Below are 18410 nucleotides of genomic sequence, written 5' to 3'. Positions count from 1 at the left end.
TGACAACCCACTTCAAGGTCTACTTAATCAACTTAATCAAATTAACCAAGTGGAATTAAAGATGGATGTGCCAGTTTCTGTTGTAGAGACAGAAAGTCTTCAAGATAAGCCGAATGAGTTGGAATCTGAAGAAGATGTTCAAGTAAAAGTAAATGAGCAACCCTTTGAGGAAAGGGTTCCAGTTGAAACGAATGAGCTTACCTTTGAGATTGAGAATGATCAAACATTAGCGGAAATTTCAGCAACCACTGAGTCCGAAGTTCCTCCTGCACCACGGTCTCGATTACCATTTAATGTGATGATGCTAACGCAGGATAAACAAAAATGGGAGGAAAGAAAGCGGAAACGAGAGCAGGAACATGTGCTCAAGCCTCATCATCAAGAAATTAAAACAACTGAAGAAGCGGCTGTGGTCGAATCTGTAGTATTGCCATCCAACTGTGAGGAAGAGCCAAAGGAAGGTTCATTTATTTTCCCGGGGTCTCAATTATTAAGTCCTCCAGTTACAGAAGTACTTGATACAGAATGGATTGACGAACAGAAAGAACTATTGAATCAAACGTTAAAAAACTTTAATGTTGGCGCAAGTGTTGTTAATGTGACGCAGGGTCCGTCCGTAACTCGTTTTGAAGTACAGCCAGAACCAGGTGTAAAGGTAAATAAAATAACGAATCTAAGTGATGATATTAAATTAAGTCTTGCAGCTCGTGATATCCGGATTGAAGCGCCAATCCCCGGAAAACATACGATTGGGATTGAAGTGCCAAATCAGAAATCCAGACCTGTTTTGATAAACGAGATAATTGGAAGTCCTATTTTTAAAGTTTCGGCTTCCCCATTGACTGCAGTATTGGGGCTGGATATTGCCGGAAAGCCTATCGTGACAGATTTGAAAAAAATGCCGCATGGACTTATTGCAGGGGCGACAGGATCGGGGAAAAGTGTATGTATTAACTCGATTTTGATTAGTCTGTTATATAAAGCGGATCCTCGGGATTTAAAGCTGTTACTGATTGATCCTAAAATGGTAGAGCTTGCTCCCTATAACCGTATCCCACATCTCGTCAGTCCTGTTATTACCGATGTGAAAGCCGCAACGGCCGCTTTAAAATGGGCTGTTGATGAAATGGAGCGCCGGTATGAACTGTTTGCTCATACAGGGGTTCGGGATATTAACCGTTTTAACGAATTAGCAGACCAGCATAAGCGTTATTCAGACAAATTGCCATTCATCGTCATCATTATTGATGAGTTAGCCGATTTGATGATGATGTCACCTGCTGATGTCGAGGAAGCGATTTGTAGGATCGCTCAAAAAGCAAGGGCTTGCGGTATCCACTTGATTGTGGCAACGCAAAGACCATCGGTTGATGTGATTACAGGCTTGATTAAAGCGAATATTCCTACAAGGATTGCCTTTTCCGTTTCGTCTCAAGTAGACTCACGCACGATTATTGATATTAGTGGTGCTGAGAGGCTGCTTGGTCGGGGAGATATGCTATTCTTAGAAAATGGTGCATCCAAACCTGTTCGCCTGCAAGGAACATTTGTATCGGACGAAGAAATTGATCTTGTTGTTGCACATGTGAGAGACCAACAGGAGCCCGATTATTTATTTGAGCAGGAAGAACTATTGAAAAAGGCACAGGTAATCGAGGAAGAGGATGAATTGTTTTATGAAGCTTGTGAATTTATTGTAAGTAATGGCGGTGCTTCTACTTCCAGCTTGCAGCGGAGATTTAAAATTGGTTATAACCGTGCTGCCAGATTAATGGATATGCTTGAACAAAATGGATATATTTCAAGTGCAAACGGCAGTAAACCACGGGATGTGTTAATCACAGAGGCTGATTTACAATCCATGCAAGACTAGTATTATTCATTAATCTTTTGTATTCTTTATTACGGTGGACAAATACTAACTAGTACAAATATTTAAGGCAAAAGTAAATTTAAGTGGATAAAATAGTTTTTATTCCTGAACAGTGCTATAATATTGAATTGATTTATTATAATAATAAAACAACGTGTGCTTACATACTGATTAGCAATTACAGACAGATTTCATATACTGTTTAACAGTATTACGTTGGTTGGAGGTTCTTCTATGACTATTTACCATTTTGTAGGTATAAAGGGGTCTGGAATGAGTGCACTGGCACAAGTTCTTCATGATATGAAATTTCAGGTGCAAGGCTCCGATGTCGAAAAGCGCTTTTTTACACAACTGGCTCTTGAAAAATCAGGGATTACGATCCTTCCCTTTCAGAAGGAAAATATAAAGCCAGGCATGACCATTATTGCAGGAAATGCGTTTCCTGATACCCATGAAGAAATACAAGAGGCGATGAGGCTTGGGCTTCCTATCATACGCTATCATCGTTTCTTAGGTGATTTTATGCAAAATTTTACAAGTATCGCGATTACAGGTGCGCACGGAAAAACATCTACGACAGGATTACTTTCACATGTAATTGCAGGGGCCAAACCTACTTCCTTTTTGATTGGTGATGGAACCGGCAAAGGCCAGGAAGGTGCTGAGTATTTTGTCTTTGAAGCCTGTGAATACAGAAGGCATTTCTTATCGTACTTTCCTGACTATGCCATCATGACAAACATTGATTTCGATCATCCCGATTACTTTGCCAATATTGATGACGTTTTTTCAGCCTTTCAAGAGATGGCCGTGCAGGTTAAAAAAGGAATATTTGCTTTTGGCGACGACGAACAGCTTCAAAAGATTCAGGCAAAAGTTCCGGTTTTATTCTATGGTTTTGGTGAAGAAAACGATTATCAAGCTAAAAACATTGTTAAGACGACAGATGGAACGAGCTTTGATGTCTTTATTCGAAATACCTACTATGACAATTTTTCGATTCCTACCTTTGGTGATCACAGTGTATTAAATGCACTAGCGGTTATTGGGTTATGTCATTACGAGGAAATAGATGTACAAATTGTCAAAGAACGTTTACAAACCTTCCAAGGCGTAAAAAGAAGATTTTCTGAAAAAACAGTGGGTTCGCAAATTTTGATTGATGATTATGCCCATCATCCGACTGAAATAAGGGCCACGATTGATGCGGCGAATCAAAAATATCCGGATAGAGAGATTGTTGCGGTTTTCCAACCACACACCTTTTCTCGCACCCAGGCTTTCTTGGAGGATTTTGCAGAGAGCTTAAGAGCAGCAGACAAAACCTATTTGTGTGAAATTTTCGGGTCGGCTAGGGAAAATCACGGCAAACTGTCGATTAAAGACTTACAGGATAAAATAAACGGTTCGGAAGTATTATCAGAGGAAAATACGGCTGTGTTAAACAAGCATGATCACAGTGTGATTATTTTTATGGGTGCCGGAGATATTCAAAAATTCCAAGAGTCTTATGAAAAACAAGTCACGAAATAAACAAAGGATGCCAGCATATGGCATCCTTTTCCTAATTTAGGTTGTTTTTAAAAAATTTAGCAGGAAAACACGACAAATGTATGGAACTAGTATAAGATAATTAGCGAGGTTTATATCTGTTACGAAAAGGATATACATATGGATAGAATTAAGGCGGAGGTGCACAATGCAAATTATATTATATCTAAGCGTAGCCTTAGTAGCGATCGCATTTCTTGTGCTGGTAATTTATTTATCAAAGACACTTAAATCACTTCAGGTTACCCTGACAAGCGTTTCTAATACATTGAGCGGCCTAGAGAAACAATTGGATGGAGTTACAACGGAAACAACCTTACTGCTCCAAAAAACAAACGCATTGGCAGAAGATATTCAGCAAAAATCTGAAAAGCTAAATAGCGTGGTGGAAGCTGTTAAAGATGTAGGGACAACGGTGACCAAATTTAATGGGACACTTCAGAATATTACCCAATCAGTTGACCAGCAAGTAGAGGAAAGTAAAGAAAAAATCTCGCAAATTGTCCAATGGGGCAATATCTTCCTAGAATTAAAAGAAAAGTGGCAGGCGAGGAAGCAATCAAAACCGGAAGTTAGTATATCCGAAAGGCAAAAGCTAAGGTCACATTGATGAATGAAGGAGGAGAACAAATGACAAGTAGAGAGTTTGAATCAAGAGAATCGAACCCACCCCGGACAGAAGGGTCTTCTAGCACTTTCCTATGGGGGGCCGTAATTGGAGGGGTAGTAGGGGCTGCCGCAGCATTGCTTTTAGCACCTAAATCCGGAAGAGAAATTCGTTCCACAATTAGCAGCCAGAAAGATTCTATTATGGATAAAACGGTCAATTTAAGAGAAAATGTAATAGCGAAAAGCAATGAACTGGTTTCCAAAACATCATCCATTTCACAAGGAATTGTCCTGCAATCTTCAGAACTTGTTAATAAAGTAACGGGGAAAACTTCTCAAAGGAATGAAGAAACAGAGGGTTCTGATGTAACCTATATCCCGATTCACGGACCGAATGAAACCAAATCGATTACAAAGTCAGAACTAAAGACACCCGATAGCAACGATATAAAGAAAAAATTGGAAGAAGCGCAAAAGGCTTTTGATGCAGAGGAAAGTAAAGTTAAACTATAGAATAGCCCTAAATATTTGTGATAAAAATGGTGAAGTGTTAAAATTACTTCACCATTTATTATTTTATGAAACAATTGGAGGAATGTAGAAATGCTTGAAAAAATTGATACCGTAGAACAATTTGATGAATTAGTGAAAAATAACAGTAAATTCTTTCTTCTAAAACATAGTCTTACATGTCCGATTAGCCAAGCCGCATATAAGGAATATGAAAAGTTTGCCGGAACCAATCAAGATTTTCCTACATATTATCTAGCTGTACAAGATTCACGTCCATTATCAAATGAAATTGCTGAACGATTCGAAATTAAGCATGAATCACCACAGGCCATTCTTTTTTCAGAAGGAAAACCGCTTTGGAATGCTTCCCATTGGAAAATTACAACCCGTTCCCTTACCGATGTAAAGCAGGCAAATTAATTTTTGTTCAGATTTTAAAAAATTTTGTAAACATTTAGGAATCACACGCATATATTACTCTACTATAAGTCAATTCGCTTTAGCGCTTAAAAGCGTTTAATTGTTAAAGAAAAAACAAGTGACAAAGAAAAATTTTTCAGATATAATTAGCCTAATTATTCAAAAATTAATAAATTTTAAAACTTTAAGCTTGTAAATCATTTGGTTTTGACAATAACTTCAAACTTGAAAAAATGATTTACCAAAGAAGGGACGGGACGAATAATGAGCAATATTGAATTGGATCAACTGAGAACACGCGTTGATGAATTAAATTTGGAATTATTAAAACTAATTAACGAGAGAGCTCAGCTTGTTCAAGAGATTGGACGAGTCAAGGGGAACCAAGGGGTTTACCGTTACGATCCAGTCCGCGAACGGAAAATGCTTGAAGTGATTAAAGAACATAATGATGGACCGTTTGAAGATTCAACAATTGATCATATCTTTAAGGAAATTTTTAAAGCTGGGCTAGACTTGCAAAAGGATGACCACGAAAAAGCACTCCTAGTTTCCAGAAAGAAAAAGCCTGAAGATACAATTGTTTCATTAAAAGGCCAAAATATTGGGGATGGCAAACAACATTTTGTTTTTGGACCATGTTCGGTTGAATCCTACGAGCAGGTTGCAACAGTAGCGAAGGCAATGAAAGAAAAAGGCTTAAAACTTCTTCGCGGCGGTGCCTACAAGCCAAGAACTTCTCCATACGATTTCCAAGGGCTTGGAGTAGAAGGTTTAAAAATTTTAAAACGTGTAGCAGATGAATTTGATATGGCTGTTATTAGTGAAATCGTTAACCCGGCGGATATTGAGCTAGCTTGCGATTATATTGACGTCATCCAAATTGGTGCCCGAAATATGCAGAACTTTGAATTATTAAAAGCTGCCGGTGCTGTTAAAAAGCCTATTTTATTAAAAAGAGGTCTCGCTGCTACAATTGAAGAGTTTATAAATGCAGCAGAATACATTATGGCACAAGGTAATGGTCAAATCATTCTTTGTGAGCGTGGAATTAGAACATATGAACGTGCAACACGAAATACGTTAGATATTTCTGCCGTTCCAATTTTGAAAAAAGAAACTCATTTACCGGTAATGGTCGATGTTACCCATTCAACTGGCAGAAGAGATTTATTACTTCCATGTGCTAAAGCCGCTATTGCAATCGGTGCTGACGGCGTAATGGCAGAGGTCCATCCAGATCCAGCTGTTGCCCTTTCAGATGCACAGCAGCAAATGGATCTAAAACAATTTGATGAATTCTATAGCCAATTACTTGCATCAAATTTTGTTCAAATTTAATGTTCAAAGAGTTCCATTGAATTTAAAAGGCCTTCTGCAATCCATTGCGGAAGGTTTTTTTCATTTTTACTAAAAAATATTGACTTTTTCAATTGCGGCTTTAATCTAGTTGTCGTATCATTAAGTACATATGTAGTTTGTTTAATATCTCACATAAACCAAAACGGATGGTTGTCAGATAGAGAAATTTAAACTAGGTAAATAATTATGACTAGTTTTTTAAAAACAGATGTAAAATAAAAAAAACAATGTACGTATTAGGAGAGTGTATAAAAGTGAATATTACGATTTATGATGTGGCAAGGGAAGCTAATGTATCAATGGCAACCGTTTCCCGTGTCGTCAATGGAAACCCGAACGTAAAACCAGTAACTCGAAAGAAAGTATTAGAAGTAATTGAAAGATTAGGCTACCGTCCAAACGCTGTGGCACGAGGATTGGCAAGTAAGAAAACAACAACCGTAGGAGTTGTTATTCCAGATATTTCAAGCATCTTTTATGCTGAATTGGCACGAGGTATTGAGGATATTGCCACAATGTATAAGTACAATATCATTTTAAGTAACTCAGACCAAAATAAGGACAAGGAATTACACCTGCTCAATACCATGTTAGGCAAGCAAGTGGATGGAATTGTTTTCATGGGCGGCAATATTACAGCTGATCATGTAGAGGAATTCCGTAAATCTCCAGTCCCTATTGTTCTTGCCGGTTCTATTGAAGAATCCAATCAAATTCCGTCTGTTAATATTGATTATGAAGCAGCAGTTTATGATTCTGTCAAAGAATTTGTGGAAAAAGGACATAAGCATATTGCCTTTGTTGTTGGACCACTACATGAACCAAAAAATGCTCAGAAAAAGTTAAAGGGTTATCAAAGAGCACTTCAAGATGCAGGTCTTCCGTACAATGAAGAACTGATTGCTGAAGGGGACTATACCTATGATTCCGGAATTGAAGCCTTCGAAAAGTTACTAGAAGCAGCTGATAGACCTACCGCCATTCTAGTTGGGTCTGATGAAATGGCTCTAGGGGTCGTCCATGGGGCAGAGGATAAAGGGTTCCAAATTCCTGAAGACTTTGAAGTAATTACATCTGACAATACCAGACTGTCACTAATGGTTCGTCCGCAGCTGACAACGATTGTGCAGCCTCTTTATGACATTGGAGCTGTTTCAATGCGTCTGTTAACTAAGTTAATGAATAAAGACGAGTCTAGTGATTCAATCGTTATTTTACCGCACCGAATTGAACATCGTCAGTCAACTAAATAAAAAAATAGGGCTGGTTTTGGACCAGCCCTATTTTTTATTTACACTTTTTACCTAGCTTCGAATCGGATAAAGCGCTTTTTCAAGTGTTAATCGATTTTTTTCAGTAATCTCTGTCTTTCTAGGGATCGGGGTATAGAGATCATCAGGGTCATCCCATTCCAGAGGCAGTGGGAAAGGGGAGAGCTTTTGCCAGTCGCTAATCCATTCATCCGGTAAGCGCCCGTGGCCAATCATGTTCTCCGTCATTTCAAGCCAAATAAGGGCCCATGCCCTTGGGACAACCCGCCAGATATCATAACCGCCGCCGCCAACGGCAATCCATCTGCCATGGCAATATTGATGCGCGATTTCATGTGCGAGCCTGGGGATTTCTCGATATATTTTCATGGTAGCAGATAAATGTGTTAAGGGGTCATAATAATGAGCGTCTGCACCATTCTGAGTTAAAATCACATCTGGTTTAAAGAAGGCTGCTACATCCTTGAGGGATTGTGAATAAACCTCTAACCATGATTCATCTTCGGTATAGGCATCAACGGGGATATTAAAGGAATACCCGTAGCCGGGACCTTGTCCACGTTCATTGATATTGCCCGTTCCAGGAAATAAATATCTTCCTGTTTCATGAATAGAGAGGGTACAGACACTTGGATCATCATAAAACGACCATTGAACACCATCACCGTGATGGGCATCTGTATCCACATATAGTACGCGGGCATGATATTTTTCCTGCAAATATTTTATCGCAACAGAGCTGTCATTATAAATACAAAAGCCAGAGGCTTTGCCGCGGAAACCATGATGTAATCCTCCGCCAAGGTGGAGGGCATGTAATGCTTTTCCAGTCATTACCTGGTCTACTGCCGTTAAAGTGCCGCCAACCAAGAAGGAACTGGCTTCATGCATATTAGGAAAAATGGGTGTGTCCTCAGTTCCTAACCCATAGTTTTCAGCCCTATCCTTTGGAAGTGTTCCTTCTCCAGCTTGTTTGACAGCGCGTATGTAGCTTTGGTCATGGATTAGTGCTAATTCTTCCACCGATGCCATTTTTGGCTGTATGACCTGTTCTGGTGCTAAAGCATTTAACTTATGTAATAGGTCCACTGTTAATTGTAGCCGGGATTGATTAAAAGGATGATGAGCATTAAATTTATACTTTAGTAGTTCTTCTGAAAAAATAAACGAGCATGGATCTCTCATAGAGATATCCCCGGTAGATTAGGCCATAACACCTGATGACCAGCTTGTTTAAGATCTTTGATAAGTCCTGTCGGATCCATGGTTTGCACCCTTAAGACCAGTATTTTAAAATGCTCATCCTTTTTATCCGGATAAACAAGAACACTTAAAATATTAGCGTTTCGCTTTTTAATTACAGCTGTAATTTCGCTAAGTACCCCTGCTAGATCCGGAACTTTAATTTCAATTTGTGAACCTGGTTGATGTGCTCCGGTTAATTCAACCATGGTTCTCAATAAATCCGTTTCTGTTACAATTCCGATAAGTTTTCCATCATTGATGATGGGCAAACAGCTAATCTTGTGCTCATAGAACACACCAGCTACTTCCTCTACAAAGTCGAGAGGATGCCCAGTGATGACGTTTTTTTTCATAATGGTTTCTAGTGGTTTTGTTAAATCTTCAGGATGCTCATTGGCATGAAAGATGGAGGGAGTGGCTTCTCTAATTTTAGCTACGGTTACCAACCCCTGTAATTGTCCATCTTGATCAACGATGGGAATATGACGAATCTTTTTGGTATCCATTAACCGAATGGCATCGGCAATGGTATTAGTAGGTGAAAGTACGGCAACATCTGTTTTCATAATTTCTTCAATTATCATCGAATCACCCTAATCCTTAGATGTATGGGGAAAAATTAATACATAAAGCGGTTCATAAACCTCAGCCGGTCAAATTTTTGGACGGATTCAGCCGTTATTCTTTTCCCGATCTTTGCCATTAAACAGTTGGCCGGATGTGAGCAAATCTCCGGATCATCTGTTGCATACCATTCAAGACCGCCGGCATTCATCATTTTCTCCATGACCTTTCGATAATCCCAAACATTTAGTTTGGTACCTTTCAAATCCCAATGCCAATAATATTCAGTTGTTATCGTTATATAATCTTCCATAGCATCATCCATCATAGAGACCATCAACAGGTTTTTACCGACGGAGCAGCCTCTGAATTTTGGAATGACCTCGATGGCTCCCAATTCAATCAGATTATCCATTTTTCCTTCGGACCATCGCTCAAGAGGATCAGGGTAAAGAAAGGTAACATATCCAACGATTGTTGCCAGGTCCCTGGCAATAATAATTCTTCCTTCAGGGAGGTCAGCAATTCCAATTAACGCTTGGTGCTGTTGTTCAGGAGGGCGAAATGCCACCAGATCTTGATGAAATTCATATCCCGAAAGTTTTTCTGAAGAAATTGGACCTTCAATAATGATGTTCCCATGGGGAGTTTTTAACTGTTTGGCATTGTATGTCTTTTTGTGTTCCATACGTTCACCTACCTGAGAGATGGTTATGTATTAATTCTATTATACATAAAAACTATTAGAAATAAGAAATTTCAAAAAAATTGTGTCAGGAACCTGGTAAATAGCCATAAAATTCAAGAAAAAATATTTTTAAAATTGTGAATAATTCTTGTTTGTACTATAATTATCTCATACTAGCAAACAAGGGGGAGATTTAGGTGAAGGTGGAAGCGCTGCCAGTTGTGCAGGGGGAGTATAATCTTGGCAATTATGAAGAAATGTACGAACGTTTTGATTGGAAGGAAACCGAAAAGACATTTTCTTGGAGTGAAACAGGACTTGTTAATTTGGCATACGAGGCCATTGACCGCCATGTGAAAACCTATCGTAAGAATAAGATAGCTTTATACTATCGTGATGGTTCTAGAAATGAAAAGTACACATTTAAGGAAATGAAGGATTTATCCAACAAAGCTGCAAATGTATTGAAATCTTATGGAAATGTAGAAAAAGGCGACCGCGTCTTTATTTTTATGCCTCGTTCTCCAGAACTATATTTTACCGTGTTGGGGGCCATTAAGCTTGGTGCGATTGTCGGTCCATTGTTCGAAGCGTTTATGGAAGGGGCGGTAAGGGACCGCCTTCAGGACAGTGAAGCAAAAGTTTTAGTCACAACACCTGAATTGTTAAATCGTGTCCCTGTTCAAGATTTGCCAGCATTAAAGCATATTTTTGTAATCGGAAATAATGTGGAAGAACAAGATTTAATTATTGACTTTCTAGCTAAATTTAAGACAGCTAGTAAAGACCTTCAAATAGAGTGGGTTGACCGGAATGACGGTTTAATCCTGCATTATACATCGGGCTCCACTGGAAAGCCTAAGGGCGTACTCCATGTACATAATGCTATGATTCAACACTATCAAACGGCAAAATGGGTTCTAGATTTAAAAGAAGATGATGTTTATTGGTGTACGGCTGATCCTGGCTGGGTTACTGGAACCTCCTACGGGATTTTTGGACCGTGGTTAACAGGAACTTCCAATGTGATTATCGGCGGCCGTTTTAGCCCTGAGTCTTGGTATCAAATGATTGAAGACTATGGTGTTACCGTTTGGTATAGTGCCCCAACTGCCTTCCGAATGCTAATGGGAGCAGGCGATGAGCTGGTTAAGAAATTTGATTTAAGCAGTCTGCGTCATATCTCAAGTGTTGGTGAACCATTAAATCCGGAAGTAGTCAAATGGGGCTCAAAGGTATTTAATAAGCGCATCCATGATGGCTGGTGGATGACAGAGACAGGCGCTCAGCTTATCTGTAATTATCCTTGTATGGCAATCAAGCCTGGTTCCATGGGAAAACCTATTCCAGGAGTGAAAGCAGCCATTGTTGATAATCAAGGCAATGAACTGCCGCCATATCGAATGGGAAATTTGGCCATTAAAAAGGGCTGGCCGTCCATGATGCATACCATTTGGAAAAATCAAGAGAAATATGAATCCTACTTTATGCCGGGGGATTGGTATGTTTCTGGGGACTCTGCTTATATGGATGAGGATGGTTATTTCTGGTTCCAGGGCAGGGTGGATGATGTGATTATGACATCCGGCGAGCGAGTTGGTCCATTTGAAGTAGAAAGTAAACTTGTTGAGCATCCAGCAGTTGCCGAGGCCGGTGTGATTGGGAAACCGGATCCTGTCCGCGGTGAAATTATTAAAGCATTCGTGGCTTTACGGGACGGCTATGTAGCTTCTGAAGAATTAAAAGAAGAAATCCGCCAATTTGTTAAGATCGGTCTCGCCGCACATGCTGCTCCAAGAGAAATTGATTTCCGTGATAAATTACCGAAAACAAGAAGTGGTAAGATTATGAGAAGGGTCTTAAAAGCATGGGAATTGAACCTGCCGGCAGGTGATCTTTCAACAATGGAGGATTAATAAGAAAAGCGCAAGGCGCTTAGACTTCGGGCCGATGGCGCCTGGAGCTAGACAATTCTCAAAGCTGAAATTTATACTTTCTTATCTTTGAACGTAAGCGCAAGCGCCCGTTTTTCCTGGAACATAATAAAACAACCGCGCCATCAAGGTGCGGTTGTTTTATTTTCCTTATCTTCTTCTTTTGGAGGGGCGGCTGCTCCAACTTCAACTAAATTGGATGGGACTGACTCTTTTCCAGCAATATCGACAGCTGTAACATAATAGGTCCCATTTCCTGCGTTATATGAAAGTTTGGAGCCGTTCGTAATGCTTGCTACCTTTGTATGGCCTTGATATACACGGTAGCCTACGACATCATTATCTCCTGAACGGGACCACGATAATGTATTCCCCGATACGGAAAGAGTAACTTGATTTGGAATTCTGCCGTTATCTACCATCTTAGCTGTAGGAACAAGTATTTTTCCCCATCTATCTCTTTTTGGAATGAGTTGATCATAATTCTTAAAGTTACTGCCAACCATCCTCGTAATAAAATCAGGGTTTAGGACCAACCCAAACTGGGAAAACTCTTTTGGGGTGGAATCCAACGCTAAATATTTATTATTGCCAATGGTGACATATTTTCCTTGAACTAAACTATCATCTACTTTAGTTGGGACATTATTTACATTAAAATAATCACTTTCAATTAATCCAGCTTTTGAGCAGGCTGCAGAAGGAAGCATACCAGAAACGGCACAGATTGAGCGTTTGACAATTCCATCTGGCATTTGGAAGGATTCCTTTGGAGCCACTAAGTCAGGCTTGATGGCATAAGCAGCATTCATTAATTCTGCCCACAAATTATTGGTGCGCTGACTATAGGACATTCCCGATGTTTTTAACGACTTTGGTGTATCGTAGCCGGTCCATATTCCGAAGGTTACATTCGGGTTTGTCGCAACAAACCAAGAATCAATATACTCCTGTCCAGTTCCCGTTTTACCAGCCCAGTCTGTACTGAACTTTAATTTGCTTTTAATACCTGCAGCTGTACCCATTTTGATAACATCCCGCATCATATCAAGGGTTAAATAGGCAGTTTGCGGTTTAAATACATCCACTGGTTTCACATCATGCTGATAAATAACTTTTCCGTTTTTATCAACGATTCTTTCAATCATATAGGCATCGATAAATTTTCCACCATTAGCAAATGTACTGAAAGCATTTGTATTTTCTTCAATCGTAACACCCGTTTCCATTGAACCGATGGAGGTTGCGAGATTGGTATAGTCTGGTTTTTTTAGTGAAGTAAAGCCCATTTTTTCCAGATACTTCGCCGGTTGTTGACCGACGATTTCTTTATATACTTTAACCGCTGGAACATTATATGATTTTGCCAACGCATAGCGGGCTGAAACCAAACCGCTATACCTTAAATCATAGTCACGTGGCCATGGTGTACTCACACCAGGAGCAAGACTAAGTGCTACATCCGGAAGCGGCGTGCCAGGTGAGACTTTACCTAACTCAATGGCCGGAGCATAGACAAGAAGCGGTTTCATGGTTGAACCGTTTTGTCTGACGGCGCTTGTTGCATGATTAAGCTGTTGTTTTTGATAATCCCTACCGGCAACAAAACTAATAATTTTTCCTGTCTTATTTTCAATTAATTCTGCCCCAACTTCAACTGGCTCCATAACCGTGATATTTTGCCCTGTTTCAGGGTCCTTTTTTATTTGGGCCTTATCTGGTCCATAAAATTTATAATTATCCTTGACTTCTTGCATTGCATCATAGATACCTTTATCAATGGTGGTATAAATTTTGTAGCCGTTTTGATGTAAATCATGATTGGCTAATGTTTTGTATTTATAATAAAGAGTATCGTCATTTTGTAAATCCTTCTCTGTGTAGCCATCTTTTTTAGCTAGCACGGTTGTAAGGACTTCAATCGAACGGTTTTCAATTTCAAATGACAGCCATGGGTATTTTTCAAGCGGATTGGCGACAGGCTTAATAAAGTCCTTAGTAATGTCATAGGCAGAAGCTTGAGCATATTGCTGCTGTGTTATGTATCCACCATCTAACATTCTTTTTAAAACCGTTTTCATCCGAGTTAGTCCTGGTTCAAGATTTTTTTTAACCATTCCTTCTCTTGTAAAGGGGGTATATCCAAACGGACTTTGTGGTAGACCGGCAATAAAGGCTGATTCCGGCAATGAAAGATCACTTGCACTTTTTCCAAAAATTCCTTTTGCAGCAGCTTGGACGCCGGCAATGTTTTGACCTGAAGAATTTCTTCCGAAGGTTGAAACATTAAGATATGCTTCTAATATTTCTTTTTTGTTGAAGAATTTTTCTAAGCGAAGGGCAAGCAGGATTTCATTTGCTTTCCTCTGGAAAGAAACCTCATTGGTTAAAATTTGATTTTTTATCAATTGCTGGGTTAATGTACTCCCGCCTGACTGTACAGCAGAATTCGTTACTTCTTGAAAAAGGGCGCGGAATACGGCTTTCGGTACAACCCCTTCGTGCTGATAAAAGTATTGGTCTTCTGTGGCAATGATGGCGTTGGTTAAATTTGGTGACACTTGGTCAAGTTTAACTTCTTCCCTGACCAAATCAGATCGAAGTTTGCCAAGGTAGACATTATTTGCAAAGTATAAATCTGAATTTTCGGTATAATTATATATATCCTTTTTCATACTTGCATACGATCGAACCGGTTCATCCTTTACAAGTGCAGCGAAATAGCCCGCACCAACACCAGTTGCGAAGGATCCTCCTAGAATGCCCACCGTTAGAACTAGGAGAATTAAGTTCCAAACAACTTGATAGGTAATTCGTGCACCTTTGACGGTTTTTTTATGGGTTAACAAGTACAGTATGGATTTTGCTTTCTCCAACCACGCTTGCAATTTTTCATTCATTCGGGGCATCACCTCATTATAAAATCCCTTTCATTATAGCATATCAAAGGATCAAAAACTGACAACCTTCTACATTTTCTGTAAATTTCCAATTGAATGTTTGACAGGATGTTTGAAATATGATAAAAAAAGCTATAGCATATTTTATATTTAAAGCTGTGATGGGAATCAACTGTAGTTCTTCTATCCCTGTTTTTAGAGAGTCAGCGGTGGTGAAAGCTGATACAAGTAGAAGAATGAATTACATCCTTGAGCTTTTTCTGTGAACACGAATGGTAAGTAGCAGAAAACGGTCAAATCCGTTATGTTTTTGAGTTGGAGGATCATTTTTTTCCTCAAGCTGGGTGGTACCGCGTAAATTATACGTCCCTGCATTTTGCAGGGGCGTTTTTATTTTTTCCAGACTTTAGCTGCTTTATTAATTGGAGGGATTTTAATGGATTTATTACAGGATTTAGCATGGAGAGGTATCATTTATCAGCAGACAGATGAAGAAGGCCTAAAAGATTTATTAAGCAATGAAAGTATTTCGCTTTATTGCGGGGTAGACCCGACTGCCAATAGCTTGCATATTGGCCACTTAGTGGCGTTTCTCACGCTGAGAAGATTTCAGCAGCATGGTCATCGACCAATCGTGTTGGTGGGTGGAGCAACAGGATTAATTGGAGACCCAAGTGGGAAAAGTGAAGAGCGTAAATTGCTTACGTTGGAAACCGTTCAGGACAATGTTGTAGGCATTCAAAAACAACTTTCCAATATTTTTGACTTTGACGGTGAAAATGGAGCGATTATGGTTAATAACTATGATTGGGCAGGCTCAATGGATATCGTGACGTTCTTACGTGATATCGGTAAGCATATCGGCGTCAATTATATGCTTGCAAAAGATACCATTGCATCTCGTCTTGAGACAGGTATCTCGTTTACGGAATTTACTTACACGATTTTACAAGCAATGGACTTCAATCATTTATATGACCACCATAATTGTAAATTACAAATTGGCGGCAGTGATCAGTGGGGGAATATTACTTCCGGACTAGAACTCATTCGCAAAATGCATGATGAAGAATCAAAGGCTTTTGGGCTAACGATTCCCCTGGTAACGAAAGCAGATGGAACGAAATTCGGGAAGACAGAAGGCGGTGCTGTCTGGTTAGATCCAGAAAAGACGACTCCGTATGAATTCTATCAATTCTGGATTAACACGGCTGATGCCGATGTAGTGAAATATTTGAAGTACTTTACTTTCCTTTCTCATGAAGAAATCGAAAGTCTAGAACAAAGCGTTCAAGAAGAGCCGCATCTTCGCAAAGCACAAAAAGCCTTATCTGAAGAAATTACCCGCATGATTCACGGTGAAGAATCATTACAGCAGGCGATTAAAATTTCTCAAGCGTTATTTAGTGGGGATGTCAAAAACCTTTCCGCTGAAGAGATCAAGCAGGGCTTTAAAGACGTTCCTTCTTACGATGCTGGCGAAGGGGAAGAAAATCTGGTTGATTTGCTCGTCGCTGCAAAAATTTCTCCTTCTAAACGTCAGGCTCGTGAAGATATTACAAATGGTGCAGTCACAGTAAATGGAGAAAAGGTGACAGACACAGCTTATGTTCTTCAGGGAACAGACCGGATTGAAGGTCAGTTTACGATTATTAGAAGAGGGAAAAAGAAATATACGTTAATAAACTATTAAAGGTTAGGGCTTTGGGATTCCAAAGCCCTTATTTTATAAGTAGGGTTGAAATTTTTGGATTCTTAAGGGAGCCTCATGAGGACAAGAAAGCCAGAAATCAAGCAGAAGATGTCCGCATGAAGGCCTCATGAGGACAAGAAAGTCAAAAATCAAGCAGAAGATGTCCGCATGAAGGCCTCATGAGGACAGGAAAGGCAGAAATCGAGCAGAAGATGTCCGCATGAAGGCCTCGTGAGGACCAGAAAGTCAGAAATCAAGCAGAAGATGTCCACATGAATGCCTCATGAGGGCGCAAAATCCAGAAAGATAAGCCTACCTGTCCTCAAAAAAATTTATATTTAATCGGCAACCAAGGTAACGTGGGAATAAGGAACTACGTCAATTAATATCTAAAGAGTAATGGGGGGAAAGACGTGAAAATATTTTTACACATATTCTTTATTATTCTCCTTGGACTTGTAACTTTTTTTGGTCTCGGTCCCGTTCTCATGGCAGATGGAGCGATGCAAGAAAGATTTTGGACTGCTGCTATTGTCATAATCCTTTATCTCGTTATCACTGTTTGTTATCGTAAAGCACTCAAATGGACTAGTAAGAAATAAAGAACCCGCATTGCTATGCGGGTTCTTTATCATAAAACTGCCGATTGATTAATCTGTTTCTCGACTTCCTCCCTTTTCAGGATGTCCGGATTTCGGCAGTAAGAATGAAAGAACTGGACTCGTCCTCATTCACCCCTGGGACTTAATATGAGCTTGAACTTGAACTTGAGCTTGAACTTGAACTTGAACTTGAACTTGAACTAGATTCATCACTTGATTCATCACTTGATTCATAATATGATTCATCATTTGATTCATCATGTTCGGATTTAGTGCTTCCAAAACTGATATTTTTGATGTGGAAAAGAGCAACACGAATAATCTCTTGACAATTAACTAAAACAGCAAAATTATCTTCTAAACCAGCTAGTAACCCCTCTACAGTGTCAGGACCGCCACGATTAATTCGTATCCAATTATATTGGGAGCACTTAAACAACCCTTTAAAATTGTGTGCTTTTTTAACTTCGAGGTCTTCCGGAACTTCAGCATTGATTGTCATATTACCTGTTACATTCTCAGTAAAACTTTTGATATGATGACTGTTGTAGTAAACGACCTCATCATCTGTAAGAATGACAATAAAATCCTCACCCACATGCAATAACTTTCCAATTCTGGATTCTGGACCATTCCGGTCAATTTTGATTACTTTACCAATAAAATTCTTCGTGATGTGTTCACTCATATACAATTCCCCTTTTCTTAAGCTGTAATTTATTTATATGTACCACGAAATGGATTGTCCTAATAAAACAGCCCGTCCTTTTCACTACTTCTGTCACCATAGTTCTTTCGTCTAGTTGAATAATAGTAAATCCTCAAGTAAGACAAGGGATTGTTACTTAAACGTTATTACTGGCTAGTTAGATTTTTTTAAGAAAATAGGCAAAAAAATAACTATGAATATCAATATCCCATGGATATAGTGGTTTACCTATAGGTATTACCTTTCAAATATCCCTTTTTTCTTTGTTCTTGCCCCTGCCGCTGCTAACTCTGTTGGGCATTAGCATTTCTTTAACTTCCAGGGCTTTATTTTGGGAGGAAAGATCCTCATTCCTAGTTATAACCGTGCCCATTTTGGTGGTCATATCAGACATTAAGGCTTTAGGATTCCAAAGTCTTTTGTGTGATGATATTAAGAATTGCCTTTTATGAGGAGTTGAAGGTAGGTGGGGG

The 18410-nt window shown here is 39.4% G+C and carries 15 protein-coding genes and 1 other annotated feature; of the genes, 10 read left to right on the top strand and 5 right to left on the bottom strand.

What is annotated here, in order from left to right:
• Positions 1–61 precede the first annotated feature (61 nt).
• The 7 genes from JOC76_RS12730 (at position 62) to ccpA (ending at position 7584) form a co-directional block, all read left to right on the top strand.
• Entirely contained in the window at positions 62–1873 is a 1812-nt protein-coding gene (locus JOC76_RS12730; RefSeq protein WP_372441947.1) for a DNA translocase FtsK, read from the top strand.
• A gap of 234 nt (positions 1874–2107) precedes the next feature.
• Complete coding sequence (murC, locus tag JOC76_RS12725) at positions 2108–3409, top strand: UDP-N-acetylmuramate--L-alanine ligase (protein WP_205178091.1); 1302 nt, start codon at positions 2108–2110, stop codon at positions 3407–3409.
• A 166-nt stretch (positions 3410–3575) separates the two neighbouring features.
• The gene (locus tag JOC76_RS12720) at positions 3576–4037 is read left to right on the top strand and encodes a DUF948 domain-containing protein (RefSeq protein ID WP_205178090.1); all 462 of its coding nucleotides are present in this window, start codon (positions 3576–3578) and stop codon (positions 4035–4037) included.
• 20 nt (positions 4038–4057) lie between these two features.
• Positions 4058–4549 carry a YtxH domain-containing protein gene (locus JOC76_RS12715; RefSeq protein WP_205178089.1) on the top strand — a complete coding sequence of 164 codons (492 nt, stop codon included), beginning with the start codon at positions 4058–4060 and terminating at the stop codon, positions 4547–4549.
• Between the two features lie 90 nt (positions 4550–4639).
• Complete coding sequence (ytxJ, locus tag JOC76_RS12710; protein WP_205178088.1) at positions 4640–4969, top strand: bacillithiol system redox-active protein YtxJ; 330 nt, start codon at positions 4640–4642, stop codon at positions 4967–4969.
• Positions 4970–5233: 264 nt separating this feature from the next.
• The gene (locus JOC76_RS12705) at positions 5234–6310 is read left to right on the top strand and encodes a bifunctional 3-deoxy-7-phosphoheptulonate synthase/chorismate mutase (protein ID WP_205178087.1); all 1077 of its coding nucleotides are present in this window, start codon (positions 5234–5236) and stop codon (positions 6308–6310) included.
• Between the two features lie 275 nt (positions 6311–6585).
• Positions 6586–7584: a catabolite control protein A gene (gene ccpA / locus JOC76_RS12700; protein ID WP_205178086.1), complete on the top strand. Its 999-nt coding sequence runs from the start codon at positions 6586–6588 to the stop codon at positions 7582–7584.
• Positions 7585–7635: 51 nt separating this feature from the next.
• Here the strand turns inward: ccpA and JOC76_RS12695 are convergent, their stop codons facing one another.
• From JOC76_RS12695 to JOC76_RS12685, 3 genes are read right to left on the bottom strand one after another with little or no spacing between them, the layout of a single operon-like run.
• A complete protein-coding gene (locus JOC76_RS12695) occupies positions 7636–8787 on the bottom strand; it encodes an acetoin utilization protein AcuC (RefSeq protein WP_205178085.1) in 1152 nt (383 codons plus the stop codon).
• A complete protein-coding gene (locus tag JOC76_RS12690; RefSeq protein ID WP_205178084.1) occupies positions 8784–9431 on the bottom strand; it encodes an acetoin utilization AcuB family protein in 648 nt (215 codons plus the stop codon). Before JOC76_RS12690 ends, JOC76_RS12695 begins: the two co-directional genes overlap by 4 nt.
• Positions 9432–9466: 35 nt before the next feature.
• Positions 9467–10099, bottom strand: a complete 633-nt coding sequence (locus JOC76_RS12685) for a GNAT family N-acetyltransferase (RefSeq protein WP_205178082.1) — start codon at positions 10097–10099, stop codon at positions 9467–9469.
• 197 nt (positions 10100–10296) lie between these two features.
• Here JOC76_RS12685 and acsA point away from each other — a divergent pair, with 197 nt between their 5' ends.
• Entirely contained in the window at positions 10297–12015 is a 1719-nt protein-coding gene (gene acsA / locus JOC76_RS12680; RefSeq protein WP_205178080.1) for an acetate--CoA ligase, read from the top strand.
• A 143-nt stretch (positions 12016–12158) separates the two neighbouring features.
• On the opposite strand, the gene JOC76_RS12675 is transcribed toward acsA, so the two are convergent.
• Positions 12159–14933 (bottom strand): transglycosylase domain-containing protein, encoded by a 2775-nt coding sequence (locus tag JOC76_RS12675; protein ID WP_205178078.1) that lies wholly within the window; start codon positions 14931–14933, stop codon positions 12159–12161.
• 149 nt (positions 14934–15082) lie between these two features.
• Positions 15083–15307, top strand: a binding site (T-box leader).
• A gap of 62 nt (positions 15308–15369) precedes the next feature.
• Here JOC76_RS12675 and tyrS point away from each other — a divergent pair.
• Entirely contained in the window at positions 15370–16626 is a 1257-nt protein-coding gene (gene tyrS / locus JOC76_RS12670) for a tyrosine--tRNA ligase (protein WP_205178076.1), read from the top strand.
• 413 nt (positions 16627–17039) lie between these two features.
• Positions 17040–17228, top strand: a complete 189-nt coding sequence (locus JOC76_RS12665; protein ID WP_205178074.1) for a DUF6954 family protein — start codon at positions 17040–17042, stop codon at positions 17226–17228.
• A gap of 142 nt (positions 17229–17370) precedes the next feature.
• On the opposite strand, the gene JOC76_RS12660 is transcribed toward JOC76_RS12665, so the two are convergent.
• Entirely contained in the window at positions 17371–17916 is a 546-nt protein-coding gene (locus JOC76_RS12660) for a hypothetical protein (RefSeq protein ID WP_205178072.1), read from the bottom strand.
• Positions 17917–18410 lie beyond the last annotated feature (494 nt).

Source organism: Neobacillus cucumis (genome assembly GCF_016908975.1).
Lineage (GTDB): Bacteria > Bacillota > Bacilli > Bacillales > Cytobacillaceae > Neobacillus > Neobacillus cucumis.
The sequence above is the reverse complement of the archived record's forward strand: the minus strand, read 5'-3'. Positions and strand labels throughout refer to the sequence as shown.

What these genes read in the sequence shown, in the direction of transcription:
- JOC76_RS12675 (WP_205178078.1), bottom strand. Translation starts at nt 14,933, where the DNA reads ATGAATGAAAAATTGCAAGCGTGGTTGGAGAAAGCAAAATCCATACTG.
- JOC76_RS12660 (WP_205178072.1), bottom strand. Translation starts at nt 17,916, where the DNA reads ATGAGTGAACACATCACGAAGAATTTTATTGGTAAAGTAATCAAAATT.
- ytxJ (WP_205178088.1), top strand. Translation starts at nt 4,640, where the DNA reads ATGCTTGAAAAAATTGATACCGTAGAACAATTTGATGAATTAGTGAAA.
- JOC76_RS12690 (WP_205178084.1), bottom strand. Translation starts at nt 9,431, where the DNA reads ATGATAATTGAAGAAATTATGAAAACAGATGTTGCCGTACTTTCACCT.
- murC (WP_205178091.1), top strand. Translation starts at nt 2,108, where the DNA reads ATGACTATTTACCATTTTGTAGGTATAAAGGGGTCTGGAATGAGTGCA.
- JOC76_RS12705 (WP_205178087.1), top strand. Translation starts at nt 5,234, where the DNA reads ATGAGCAATATTGAATTGGATCAACTGAGAACACGCGTTGATGAATTA.
- tyrS (WP_205178076.1), top strand. Translation starts at nt 15,370, where the DNA reads ATGGATTTATTACAGGATTTAGCATGGAGAGGTATCATTTATCAGCAG.
- JOC76_RS12720 (WP_205178090.1), top strand. Translation starts at nt 3,576, where the DNA reads ATGCAAATTATATTATATCTAAGCGTAGCCTTAGTAGCGATCGCATTT.
- JOC76_RS12695 (WP_205178085.1), bottom strand. Translation starts at nt 8,787, where the DNA reads ATGAGAGATCCATGCTCGTTTATTTTTTCAGAAGAACTACTAAAGTAT.
- JOC76_RS12715 (WP_205178089.1), top strand. Translation starts at nt 4,058, where the DNA reads ATGACAAGTAGAGAGTTTGAATCAAGAGAATCGAACCCACCCCGGACA.
- JOC76_RS12730 (WP_372441947.1), top strand. Translation starts at nt 62, where the DNA reads ATGGATGTGCCAGTTTCTGTTGTAGAGACAGAAAGTCTTCAAGATAAG.
- JOC76_RS12685 (WP_205178082.1), bottom strand. Translation starts at nt 10,099, where the DNA reads ATGGAACACAAAAAGACATACAATGCCAAACAGTTAAAAACTCCCCAT.